The sequence below is a fragment of the Flavobacterium sp. 90 genome, assembly GCF_004339525.1.
GTDB lineage: Bacteria > Bacteroidota > Bacteroidia > Flavobacteriales > Flavobacteriaceae > Flavobacterium.
The window spans coordinates 5781562-5794598 of sequence record NZ_SMGE01000001.1; the positions used below are offsets into that span (position 1 = coordinate 5781562).

Annotated in this window: 13 protein-coding genes; 2 read left to right on the top strand and 11 right to left on the bottom strand. The window is 33.9% G+C overall.

Annotated elements, in window-relative coordinates; genetic code table 11:
* Positions 1–61 precede the first annotated feature (61 nt).
* The 5 genes from C8C83_RS23565 to C8C83_RS23585 form a co-directional block, all read right to left on the bottom strand.
* Complete coding sequence (locus tag C8C83_RS23565; protein WP_132011928.1) at positions 62–1417, bottom strand: MATE family efflux transporter; 1356 nt, start codon at positions 1415–1417, stop codon at positions 62–64.
* Positions 1418–1546: 129 nt separating this feature from the next.
* On the bottom strand, positions 1547–2419 hold the full coding sequence (locus tag C8C83_RS23570; RefSeq protein ID WP_121330981.1) for an AraC family transcriptional regulator: 873 nt from the start codon (positions 2417–2419) through the stop codon (positions 1547–1549).
* A gap of 141 nt (positions 2420–2560) precedes the next feature.
* Complete coding sequence (locus C8C83_RS23575; RefSeq protein ID WP_121330982.1) at positions 2561–3103, bottom strand: cysteine hydrolase family protein; 543 nt, start codon at positions 3101–3103, stop codon at positions 2561–2563.
* Positions 3104–4089: 986 nt separating this feature from the next.
* A complete protein-coding gene (locus C8C83_RS23580; protein ID WP_121330983.1) occupies positions 4090–5436 on the bottom strand; it encodes a cytochrome c in 1347 nt (448 codons plus the stop codon).
* Between the two features lie 13 nt (positions 5437–5449).
* Complete coding sequence (locus tag C8C83_RS23585) at positions 5450–6892, bottom strand: cytochrome c (RefSeq protein WP_121330984.1); 1443 nt, start codon at positions 6890–6892, stop codon at positions 5450–5452.
* A 539-nt stretch (positions 6893–7431) separates the two neighbouring features.
* Here C8C83_RS23585 and C8C83_RS23590 point away from each other — a divergent pair.
* A complete protein-coding gene (locus tag C8C83_RS23590; RefSeq protein WP_121330985.1) occupies positions 7432–8184 on the top strand; it encodes a carbonic anhydrase family protein in 753 nt (250 codons plus the stop codon).
* Complete coding sequence (locus tag C8C83_RS23595) at positions 8184–8978, top strand: DUF2490 domain-containing protein (RefSeq protein ID WP_121330986.1); 795 nt, start codon at positions 8184–8186, stop codon at positions 8976–8978. The genes C8C83_RS23590 and C8C83_RS23595 overlap by 1 nt, the downstream gene beginning before the upstream one ends.
* 67 nt (positions 8979–9045) lie before the next feature.
* Here C8C83_RS23595 and C8C83_RS23600 read toward each other — a convergent pair whose 3' ends face one another.
* The 6 genes from C8C83_RS23600 to C8C83_RS23625 all read right to left on the bottom strand — a co-directional run bounded on the left by C8C83_RS23600 (position 9046) and on the right by C8C83_RS23625 (position 12664).
* Positions 9046–9354 carry a YHS domain-containing protein gene (locus C8C83_RS23600; protein ID WP_199735323.1) on the bottom strand — a complete coding sequence of 103 codons (309 nt, stop codon included), beginning with the start codon at positions 9352–9354 and terminating at the stop codon, positions 9046–9048.
* 17 nt (positions 9355–9371) lie between these two features.
* Complete coding sequence (locus C8C83_RS23605; protein WP_121330987.1) at positions 9372–10037, bottom strand: superoxide dismutase; 666 nt, start codon at positions 10035–10037, stop codon at positions 9372–9374.
* 11 nt (positions 10038–10048) lie between these two features.
* Positions 10049–10915 (bottom strand): helix-turn-helix domain-containing protein, encoded by an 867-nt coding sequence (locus C8C83_RS23610; protein WP_121330988.1) that lies wholly within the window; start codon positions 10913–10915, stop codon positions 10049–10051.
* 36 nt (positions 10916–10951) lie between these two features.
* Positions 10952–11323 (bottom strand): hypothetical protein, encoded by a 372-nt coding sequence (locus C8C83_RS23615; protein WP_132011929.1) that lies wholly within the window; start codon positions 11321–11323, stop codon positions 10952–10954.
* Positions 11324–11333: 10 nt separating this feature from the next.
* The gene (locus tag C8C83_RS23620; protein ID WP_121330990.1) at positions 11334–11948 is read right to left on the bottom strand and encodes an SCO family protein; all 615 of its coding nucleotides are present in this window, start codon (positions 11946–11948) and stop codon (positions 11334–11336) included.
* Positions 11949–12283: 335 nt separating this feature from the next.
* On the bottom strand, positions 12284–12664 hold the full coding sequence (locus tag C8C83_RS23625) for a hypothetical protein (RefSeq protein ID WP_121330991.1): 381 nt from the start codon (positions 12662–12664) through the stop codon (positions 12284–12286).
* Between the last annotated feature and the right edge of the window lie 373 nt (positions 12665–13037).

Sequence of the window (13037 nt, forward strand, 5' to 3'; positions counted from 1 at the left end):
TAAATTGCAGACATTCATTTTAATGATTGAATTACTTAAGAAATCTATATTGACCTATTAATTAATTTTCTAAAACTTTATTGATTACATACCTGAATCTTAAATACAATAAAGCAGATGATGTTAACAATCCAAGGGTCAAACCGTACCAGATTCCCTTTACTCCTGCATCAAAATGAATTCCTAAAACATACGCCGCAGGCAGACCAACAAGCCAATAAGCAACAAAAGTTATCAAAGTAGGAATATTTACATCTCCCATTCCTCTTAATGTTCCAAGACCAACAACCTGCGTACCATCAAAGAGCTGGAATATCGCGGCGATTATCAATAATTGTGCTGCCAGCGCTACAACATTTAAATCATTTGTTATTAAGTAAGGTAAATATTGATTAAAGAGTGTAAAAATTACAGCAAAAAACATCATAAAAATGATTACTAAATGATAAGATGCATATGCAAACTTCTGAAGTCTTTTGTAGTTTTTATTTCCGAAACTATTTCCAACTTTAATAGTTGCCGCCGATGCAATTCCTCCTGCCATCATATAGGTCATTGCTGCAAGGGTTATCGCTGTTTGATGGGCTGCTTGTTCAACTGCGCCTATATTACCAGCCATTAAAGCCGCAACTGCGAATACTCCAATTTCAAAAACATACTGCATCGCTACAGGCAATCCTATTTTTACAACCTTTATAATTTTTGAAAAATCAACAAACTTAACAGAGAAATGCTTTATATAAACTCTAAAATTCTCTGATCGAAGTACATACCACATCATAACCAGCATCATTAAAACCCGATCTATTAATGTTGCAATTCCTACTCCTTGAACTCCCATTGGCTCAATCCCAAACATACCCTTTACCAGAATCACTGCTATAATTACGTTGAGTACATTTCCCCATATCGTTATAGACATTGCTTGTTTTGTAAAACCCAGTCCTTCTGCAAATTGTTTAAAGGTTTGAAATACCATTAAAGGCAAAATAGATAAGCTTAAAATAAGCAAATAAGGCTTTGCTGTTTCTACCACCTGAGGATCCTGATCTGCATGTTGCATGGCAAACATAGAGCCATAGTAAACAATTACAAAAAGAAAAATTGCGGCCGCAACATTAAGCCATAAGCTGTTTGAAAGAAGCTCAGCGCATTCCTTAAAATTTGATTTTCCATTTTCTTGCGCAATCAAAGGTGTCAGGCCATATGCAACGCCTAATCCAATGACTAAAACGACCATGAAAACCGAATGAACCAGTGAGACTGCTGCCAATGATATCGTTCCTGCATAATGCCCTATGATAATGGTATCAAAAGTCTGTACCAGTGTGTGTCCCAGCTGAGAAATCACTACAGGTCCTGCAAGTGTTATTGTACTTTGGTAATATATTTTATTGGATTTATATTTTTTGAGCATATTAAAAATTTAACTGCCTCAAGGCAGATTGAAGGTTTTGAAATTAATATACCCTAAACTTTCATTTTTAAAGTATAACAATTCTTTTATTGCAAATTTATCTTATTCTGTAACAATCTAACTAAAATACTAGGAAAATATACCATTTTGATAATCTGAAAGGAACTGGGTGCTTGTAATTCCTGTTTGGGTTTTGAAAAACCGCATCATATGTCCAGGTTCCGAAAAATTAAGATTATACGCTATCTCCGCGACAGTCTTTCCGGAATGTATTAAGTCATTTTTTATTTCGAAGAGCAATCTTTGTTTTAAGAGTTCTGTAGCGGTAACATTAAACTGTTTTTTCACACAGGTATTAATTGAAATCCTGCTCACATTTAATAAATCTGCATAATGGTCAATCCTCTGCTTTTCCCTGATATGGGTTTCGAGTAATTGTTTGAACTGATAAGCATAATTATTTTCGGCTCTTTCAATTGAGAGATTATTTTTCTCGGCATATACCCTGTTGAACTTCAAAAGCAGATAATAGGTAAGAGAGCGTATGATATGGATACTGTCTGTCCTTCGCGCTACCAATTCTGATTTGATTTCCATAAGTTGCTCTAGTGCTTTTTGCAGTTCTTCTTTTTCAACAGTAATATTTAAGGGATAATTTAACTGATAAAAATAAAGAAGCCGATACGTAAAGAATTTATCTGAGAAAAAATCGTTTAGAAAGTTTTCCTGAAAAACCAAAACAGTAAAGTCCAAACCTTCTTTCTCCTCAGTCCATTGCCTTTTCTGAAAAGGAGAAATAAAAACAACTGTATTGTCGGTAATATTGATTTTCTGTTGATTTAAAATCAAAGATCCCTTTGCTTTTTTAAAAAGCAAAATTTCAAAAAAATCAGTGTTAAAAGTATCGCGCTCCAAATATCTTTCGCTTAGTACATCTCCATGCAATACATTGAGAAGCATCTCAACACCACATTCGGTTTTATGAAATTTTATTGTTTTCATTACTTTTTAATCTCTTAAAATCGTTCTATTCCTTTTAGCCTGCTTTAGTAAATTTACAACTTCATTTGCAAATAATTGCCAAATACAAAAATGAGCCGTAATAAATTACAGCCCATTTATACAGTTGAATTCTAAATTTATTTAAGAAAGCAGATATTGATCTGTTGTCTGAATTTTGGCATAAAAGAATTCTAATGCCGCTAAAAATGCATTGTGCACATCGACAGATTTAACTTTTTGCTCGTTAATCTGAAGGTCCATTGTAGCACAGGCATCGCCAATTACTGTACATTCAAATCCAAAATCAACAGCAGCTCTTGTCCCTGCATCTATACACATATGAGTCATCATTCCTGCAATGACCAAATGCGTTATTTCCTTTGACTGTAAATATTCCAGCAGATCAGTACCTCTAAAACTATTAGGAAATTGTTTGGTGATTACTTTCTCTCCTTCAAGTGGTTTTACATTTTCATGGATTTCTACTCCTTGCGTTCCGGAAACAAAAATAGGAATACCTTCGCCAGATATATGCTGTACATGAACAATAGTATCATTTTCTCTTCGGAAATGTTCCAGTAATTTTTTTGCGTTTTCACTTGCCGGAATTGGATTTACAAGTTCCAATGCTCCATTTTCAAAATATTCTTTCTGTATATCTATTAGTAGTAATGCCTTTTTCATTTTAATTATTTTTTTAATTTTTATATCTGTCAAAATTAAAAACTAGTGTAGCGATATCTGCTACCAAAACACTTTCAATACATACCATTTTGATAAGCACCATTTTTTACTCAGATTAAATCTAACACCTAGAAACATAGAATTACTGACCTCAAAAAGGCGTTTCAATTGCATTAATAAATCTCGAGGCTTCGGGCAATGTCATTAAGTTAAGTTTTTTTTGAATTATAATTTTTCTCGTAAAGTCACAAAGCTTAAACACAATATTGTCATTTCGACGCAGGAGAAATCTTCGCAAGTAACTCCGCAGCGAGAATCCAATCTTTGTCGAGCTTCTCGTGGAGATTTCTCCTGCGTCGAAATGACAAAAACCTTTGCGATTTTGTACCTTTGTGAGGTATTTATTCAACATAGATTATAGATTTACCTTAATGACATAGGGCTTGTGGACTATGTGCGAGAAACAAGTTTCTTTTGATTTTCCTTTTTAAATACCTAAAATCTATGTTTATATGTGTTTAATTAAATTTTTATAAACAAAAAAGAAGCCCTGTGTGTGTCAGCATCAACAGGGCTCCAAACTATCAAAATTTAAAAGAAACTTCTTTTGGTGGACACTTTTTAACTAATACAGTCCCTTTATAAATTGATAATCTTTTTCGAGTGGATTTTCTTTGTTATTCACTTCTTTTGACTTAACAAGCTTCAGTGTAATTGATTTTATTCTTATCAGAAAAACAATTGCAAGAAGTACAAAAATTAAAATCATAATGGAAAAAACTTGTATCATACTATTTTATTTTTAAGTTAAAAGTTATTTTCTAAACATGGAGAGGAAACACTATGCAATGTTTCTATGCTGTTCTTTGGTCTTTTTTTTATTACATTTTCATACTTGTTTACCTTGTATAAAATGCCAGTAAAACACATAAAAACAATTATTGGAAAGAGATAACAGAAACGAATCATAAAGAATTGTTTTTAGTTTATTTTATGTTCAGAATATATTCTGCCAGCTGATCTAGTTTCTGCTGATCCAACTGAGATTCAAAACTTGGCATTTGTGGATAATCAGGACGTTTTTTACCCGGATTTTTTATCCATTTCTGCAAATCGGTCACATTACCTTTATAAATTTTTGCCATTTCCAAAACCGGCGGTCCTACTAGTTTTTCATCTACTTTATGACAGGAGGCACAATACTGGCTAAATACCTTCTGCCCTTTCTCTGCTTCTGACATATCTGCCGAAGCAGCTCCGGCTTCTTCTGCTTTCATTTTGGCTACAGCCTTCTTTTTCAAAATTTGAAATTCGTTTGTTTTAATTCTCACCATTTCGCGGTGTTTTTCAAGCGAATTTGCTCTGTAAATCTGCCTTCCTGAACCCATGCACAAAACCGTAATTCCAAGGAGCATTGCTATTTTATAAAAGTCTTTTTCGATGTTTTCTTTTTCACCGGTCAATCTCTTCCAGATAAGCCACATAGCGGGAACTGCAAAAGCTACGCCGGAGAAAATGACTAAAATCAGATTCCAGCCCATACCTTTAGAAGGAAGAGTTAGCAGTACCAACGGGCCAATCATACATTGGCATATGGAAGCTGTAAGAGCAAGAGAATACCCTTTTTTCTGAATATCGTATCGGGTAAATTGTTGGTATATATTTTCAAACGGATAACTCTTGCGGCTGTTGTACCAAAATATAAACAATCCCGTTACTGCCAGTGAAGACAAGATAAAATGCAGATACCTCGGAAAAACATTCGGCAGAAACAATGCATCTACAAAGCCTTTTACTAAAGCCCATTTTTCAGGAAAAAGCATTAGATTGATATTGGTCAGAAAGATAAACGGGATAAAAAGAAAAATAACTGTTGCCAGTGCCAAAATCGAAATATGAACTGCTTTATGATTCTCTAATGTTTCCCAAGTATATTTGTGCAAATAAGTAAGCAGAAACGCCACTGTCACCAACGGTATTACCGCAATCCACATTAAACCGGTAAGTGCATTTGCCGAATAAAAATAAATCGTGTACAATACATTAATACTCAAAAGCGGCGCAATACCAAGTACAACAGCAATACTTTTATTGACTGTAATGGTTTTGGCTATTTCATGTGCCAATGTATCGTATTCCTTATTTTTAAGTCCTTTTATCTGGGCAATCAAAGCCAAAATAGAACCTCCAAGCATCAGATTAACAAAAAGGATATGAAGCAGGAATGAAAGTACCAGAACAACTACAAAAAACCATTCAGGCATTGGCAGCGGTAAGGGAATATCTTTTGGAACCGGAACGTTGTTTGACAACGCAATATATAAATTGATCATTTTTAAACTTTTGTTATTTTTTATTTGCTAAAACTGCTTTTGTATCTTGTAGTTCACTTACCTCCACACCTTCTGACTGTGCTCCTTCGAGAACATCTCCTGTGTCCTGAATACTTCGGATATAGGCTGCCAGAGCTTCACTTTCTTCTTGAGTTCCGGGAAAAGGAGGCATATAGGTTCTTCCGTTATGCATATTGGGAATATAAGATGCCATGGAGTTTATATCCAGCGGTTTTCCAACTCCATACATGCGTTCAAAAACATCCACAACACTATTGACTCCCTGAGTGGTATGACAGCGGCTACAGGCGATTGCAAAAACATTTCTGCCGGCTTCTACTTTGTTTTCGGACGTAATCTCGGTTACTGTAGTATAGGTCGCATTTTTTAGAAGTCCGTATTGTTGGTAAACAGGATAATCTTCTTCTAATAATAAGTTGGAATACATATAGCCTCCAATTACATAAGGTTTTCGGACAAATTCACGCACTCTTTCAAAAAATCCAAGGTAGCCAAAAGCCATAATCACAGGAAATAATACCATATAACTTTTAATCCATTTGGCTTTAAATATGCCTAGAACTGCCATTATAAGAGAAGAGGAAATTCCAAATAATATAAAGTATTTCATTAAATCGTAATACTTATTGAAATCCATTGTACCTACAGCCGTACTCATATTGGCGGTCATGGCCTCGGGAATTGCACGATAGTAAATTACTGCTCCCAGAAGCGAAATTGGAGCCCATAGAATAATCCACTTTGAGACATATTTCACCGCTTTAAGTCTGATTTCCGTGCCCTTTTTAAAGAATAGCGTTACCAGCATCATTCCAAAACTTCCCGCCACAAGCATGGCTGTAGGAGTCCTAAACAATAACTGAGGCAGATAAATTGGATTGGTAAACCCATTGAGCAGACTTTTATGTGCATTCCAGTTTCCGGGATCCATCATAAAGCTCAAAATAGAAACAATAATTGCCATAGTAATCCACGAAAACAAACTTAAAAACCATCCAAAACGAATGTGTAGTAATTTAGCTCTAAGCGAAGTATTGCTGCTTTTCCATGTCAAAAAATAAATCATGATCAAGATTACCTCGGTAACAAATACCAGCCATTCTACAAACCATGCCCAGTAAAAAACGCGTATTAAACTTCCTATAGATGTAGGGCTTACAAGCGCAACGGAGAACCAAATCCCTACTCCTGTCATTGCTCCAATTGTTGTAGTGATGATAAAAGCAACTTTCATCATATTATAAATTCTGTTGTCCCAGTCTAAATCTGTAATTTGTTCCCTGCCGCTGTTCTTAACCCCTTTCTGTTCCAGCCAGGTTATAAGAGGCATAAAACCCACAGCTAAACCGTGATTAATCATCACGTGAATAATGGCAATGATGGCGATAAGCATCCTATTGTTGAGCCAGTCTAAATGAAAAATTGGAAAGTCCATAAATTATTCTGTTTTTTTACTGCAAATCTCGCACAGTAATTCAAAAACAGCTAAAAACAAACAAGCAGGAAATTTTAAAAAACGTTACTTCGAGATTCGTTAAAATCACTATTTATATTGCATTTTATTCTACTGAATTTAGCTTTTCAATCAATTGATTTTACTGGTTACACCTTATTATCAGATTTCCGGATTATATATTATCTTCCTCTCTACTATTAAAATCATAAAACACTAATAAACAATTACTTAAAATTAAAAATTCTCTTCTTTCTCATAGTTACTCCTCTTTAATAACGGCTGCTATTTAATTCACTCGACATGTTTGAATTCAGTTATTTTTGCATCGCTAAACTATCCTAAAAGAAGGATTAAAGGAATTGTCACTTTACACTTCAGTGAAAAATTAAATTTAAGAGACCGCTTTCAGGTAGGGAAAAAATCTCTTTTGCTGTTTTATATAAACATTCTAAAAAATAATAAACGGACATGCTGAACACCGTTTTACAAAGTAGGCACATTTAATCTAAAACAAAGAAATGGACAATCAATTCAGATCATTAGTAATGCTTTGCACAGCAGTATTATTGGTTTCTTGCAACAATGGTACAAAAACAGAAAAATCAAATTCAACTTCTATTCCTGCAGAAGATTTAAAACCTGTAGTTTCTCATGTAATGACGAAGGAAGAACAAACCAGACTTACGCCTGACGCAATTTTACAGGAATTTATAGAAGGAAATAAACGTTTTCAAAGCGGTGTCACTACGGTGCGTGACCATAGTAAACAAGCCCGAAAATCAGCACCGGGTCAGTTTCCAAAAGCAGTTGTATTAAGTTGTGTAGACAGTCGCGTACCTGTGGAAGATGTATTTGATCAGGGCTTGGGAGATATCTTTGTGGGACGCGTAGCCGGAAATTTTGTAAATGAAGATTTATTAGGCAGTATGGAATTTGCCTGTAAAGTTTCAGGTGCAAAACTGGTTTTAGTGATGGGACATCAGCATTGCGGCGCTATAAAAGGTGCTATCGATGATGTAAAACTTGGAAATATTACAGCAATGCTTTCAAAAATAAAACCTGCTGTAGCAATGAGTCAGGATTTTATTGGTGAAAAAACATCTAAAAATGATAACTTTGTAAAACACGTTTCAGAAAATAACGTGCTTTATGCTATGGATCAAATTCGTAAAAAAAGTCCAATTCTTAAAGAAATGGAAGATAAAGGACAGATAAAAATTGTAGGTGTGTTTTATAATTTGACAGACGGAACCCTTGAATTCTTAAAATAATGAGCAGGAAAAATTATTTATTGTCCCTCATTTTTTTAATTAGTACTTTACAATCTGTAATCGGGCAAAATAATCGTATCACTACCAATAACAGCATTGGGTGGTATAATTTTTTTGGAACATTCAAGATCTCAGAAAAATTTGGAATACATACTGAATACCAATGGCGCAGAAATGAAACCATTACCGAATGGCAGCAAAGTTTATTAAGGGTTGGATTGAATTATAACTTAAATTCAAGAGTGCAGTTTCGTGTTGGTTATGGCTGGATCGAAACCTATCCTTATGGAGAAATCCCTATAAATGGTATGGGCAGAGATTTTACAGAACATAGAATTTTTGAAATGGTACAGCTAAGTCATAAAGAAGGAATCGTTGATTTCTCGCATAGGTTTATGTTAGAACAAAGATTTGTAGGCAGGTACAGTTCGATAAATGAGACAACAGAAGACGAATTTCCGTTATTGAACCGAATGCGATATATGATAAGAGTTCAGGTGCCTTTAAAAGGAAATGAGATAAAGGACAAAACACCTTATTTAGCTTTCTATGACGAAATTTTTATTGGATTTGGGAAAAATGTTAATATGAACGTTTTTGATCAAAACAGAATTGGAGTTTTATTAGGCTACAGGTTTAATAAAAATATAAGAATTGAAGGTGGTTATCTAAATCAAATCGTACAGTTGGGAAGACAGATAGACGGACAAAATGTTTTTCAAAACAATAATGGAATTATATTGAATACCAATTTAAACTTTGATTTGACGAAAACAAATAAAGCCATTGACTAGAACTTATTAAGAATCACATAAAAAAAGCTAAAAAGTAACACTTTTTAGCTTTTTTTTTCCTTCAGAATTACTTCTTGTTTTTAGCCAGATATTCCTCTGGTTTTTTCATAAAGTCATCTTTGCAAACCGAAGAGCAAAAACCGTATAATTTACCTTTATAAGTGACTGTATCGGTGACACCGTATTTACTCACATCCATATTACAGCTAAAGTCAATTTTGCTGGCATAAGTTAATTTATTGAGTGGGTTTTTAGGATCTTTATACATGGTTTCAGATTCCATAGTATGAGGATGATCGTGAGGATGTGCTTTTTCCTCTTTTTTATTACAGCTTAACACCGCTGTAATGGTAACAAATAGAAGGATTTTTTTCATGATAGTAGTTTTTAAGGTTATTTTAGAATCGAATTATAGCGGGCGCTAACTTCATTCCAGTTAATTATATTCCATATTGCCAATAAGTAATCGGCTCGTTTATTTTGATATTTCAAATAGTAAGCATGCTCCCAAAGATCTATTCCCAATATTGGAATGCCTTTGTTTTGAGCATCATCCATGAGTGGATTGTCCTGATTGGCAGTTGTAGAAATCTCCAGCTGCTTTTCTCCTGAAACATAAAGCCATACCCAACCCGAGCCGAAACGTGAGAGTGCAGCCTGGTTTAATTTCTGTTTCAAATTCTCCATGCTTCCAAATTTTTCAGTTATTGATACCAGAAGTCCATCTGAAGGTTTTGTGTTTTTATCAGGCGTTAATAGCGACCAGAACATCTCGTGATTATAATGTCCTCCGGCATTGTTTCGTACTGCAACAGGCAATGATGATGCTTTGGAAAATAAATCATAAAGTGTCATTTTTTCCAGTGCTGTACCTTTAATCGCATCATTTAAATTCTTTACGTAACCCGCATGATGTTTGCTGTAGTGGATTTCCATTGTTTTGGCATCTATGTACGGCTCTAAGGCATCATAACTATAAGGAAGCGGTTTTTGTACAAATTGAGCAGATACTGATACACATAGTAAAAGCATTGCTATTAAAATTTTATTGTTTCTCATTTTTTTATTTTTTATTGGTTTGATAATCTGCGGAATTGCTCTGGTGTTTTGTTTGTCTGTCTTTTAAAAAAAGTAACAAAATAAGACGCATTTTCAAAACCGAGCTGATCAGCAATTTCATTTATAGAATAATTGGTAAAATGAATCAGTCGCTGTGCTTCTATTACGATACGCTTTCGTATCAGGTCGCCCGCTGTATAATTGGTTACTTCCTTACATATCTTGTTCAGATAATTTGGCGTTACATTGAGCAGATCTGCATAGGCTGCAGGCATTTTTTTTATTTTAAAATCTTTATCAATGAGTTTTTCAAATTCTTTTACCTTCTGCTGTTTAGGCGAATTGTTTACAACAAATCCCGAGGGATCATAAAGCCTTTCTAAATCAAAAAGCAGAATATTGAGATAAGATCGGAGTACTTTTACCGATTCTTTTCTATGGAGACTGAACTCTTTGAAAAATATTTCAAGCAGATATTCCCACTTGTTAGCTTCCTCTTCACTAAGCCTGACAAATAACTTTGAAGTATCATGAAGAAATGAAAACTGGTCTAAAATATTATTGTTGTAGCGCAGGGAAAAAAATTCTTCCGTAAAACAGATTATTTTCCCTTTGGCTTTTCTGTTAATGTCTATAAAGCTTATATAACGTGGTTTTATTGCGATGACTTTAGCGCTGTCAAGACGGATTTTTTGATTATCAATACTAATTTCTCCTTCTGCGTCATCTATAAAGAGAAGCATAAAGAAATTCTGCCTGTGAGGGTATTCCAGTAAAGGAAATCTTTGCAGCAGATTAGCCATGTTATCCATCCAGAAATGACTCTCATTACCTGTGAATAAACTCAGGCCGCGCTCGGGTATTTCTGATATTTGCATTTTTTTGATTTTATGATTAGTACTAAAACGAGAGTATTAACCAAATCTGGGAGGATGATAAATCGAAAAAACATAATTAGACTTTTGACCGCACGGCTGAAGCAACGGATATTTCTTTTTGATTACAAAATGTATCGGTCTAAATAAAAATACAAGAGGAATTTCAAAAAAAAGCTGAACTTCTTTGTACGTTATTGTTGGAAATTTCTGTTCCTGTTTATCATTAGCTTTTAATTTAGTATCCAGATAACATTTTCCATTACAAATCGGAATGGAATCAAACCTGTTGATACAGACATTTTTGGCTATATAATCCCTATTGATATAAAAATCACCAATAATCCAGATACTGCCAGTATTTTGAAACACAAGCAGCATGAGAATAAATAAAGTGATACATTTTTTCATTAGTGAATTATTATTGGGCCTCACTTTCTTCTAAAAGAGTTTTTACATCGGCAATTAGTCTTGTTGTTTCCTTTGGATTTGTCCCATCATAAACCCCACGAACGTGCCTATTTTTATCAATAAGCAGAAATCCGCCGCTGTGCACAAAACCTCCCGGCTCATTTTTATCCGGATATGCCGTTGCAAAGTAACTTTCGGTTGCAATTTTATAGATGCTATCTCTATTTCCCGTCACAAAATGCCAGTTCTTTTTTATATCATTATCGACTGTATAAGCTTTAAGGCGTGGTATTGTGTCATGATCAGGATCAATGGTATGAGAAAGAAATAATACCTCATCATTAGTTTTGTAAACATCGTATACTTTTTTAAGTTGTGTGTTCATTTTCGGGCAGATCGAAGGGCAGGAAAGAAAAATAAAATCGGCTATATAAATCTTGCCGTCAAAAGTCTTGTTGGTAATTTTCAGACTATCCTGATTAGTAAACAAAAAGTCTTTGATACGTGGATATTGCGTTTCATTTCCTTTTACTATTGGATTTCCTAATATTGGAAGTTTCTCCTGTGCTTTCTCACATGATATTACAAGTAGAGAATGCAACAGAATCAAAGCTATTTTTTTCATGTTTTTAGTATTTAATCCAGCAAATTATGTTATAAACTGCTGACTTTTTTGCGTGTATAATTTCAATGAAGAGTGATCAATAAAATTCTGTTGGTATTCAAATAAGGATATTGCCAACCCAATAACAAACAGCATAGAATAAAGCTGTTGTTACAGATTGATGCGGGACATGACTTTACAAAACCAATTGTCAAGAACCTTTAAATTTTCTATTAATCTTTTATCTTATTAAGAATAAATGAATGCAGAAAAATCAATTTAGTTCATAGCAATAGCAGTATTGTCACGTTGCAAAAGGCAATGACAAATTTTTCTTAATGAATTTGAAAAGAATTTTAGCTGTATAAAATAGTGGCGGGCGGGCGAAAAGTAGCAGAGGAAATTCCAATTGGTTTACTGCTTAAAAAAGCAAAAACATTTTTGTGATATCCTACAGGAGGTAAAAAAGTAAAGTTTACTTCGGAGTTGCAGATATAGACAATCTCTAATTTTTCTTTAAGACTGTCCTGCATTTGTTTTTCGTTATCAGAATATTTTTTAAGACTCTTCTGAAGTTCGCATCGACCATTACAAGTATTAAAAATCTGCTTGCGCTGTACACAAATTGTTCTGGCAATTTCCTGCTGATTTAGTTTGAATGAAGCATATACAAACATACTTCCTAAAGAGGGAAGAAAGATTAAACCACAAAGTACTATGATAATATACTTTTTCAAGAATGTTTGTTTGCTTGGAAATGCAAAAATACACTAATTTTATTTTTATTGGGGAGAAACTTCTTGTTTCCTTAAACAAAAAACTGAACACCGAAATTAGGTTTAAAATGGAAAACAAATTTTGGAATATTATCCTTCGTTGAATAATTTTAAGTAAAAAACCAATAATATAACTACTGGACTTATCGGGTTCAGCAGTTATATTATATAAAGTCAAACTTTAAAAAATGGACGTAAAAATGTATCATGTCTTCCCGATTTTGTATAAGCAGTAACAGGAACTCGTACTTCTAACTTTGCCTCATTATTAATCATATAAAGAAATAAAAATGAGCAAAACAATTTTAATCACAGGAGCATCATTTCTTCATTG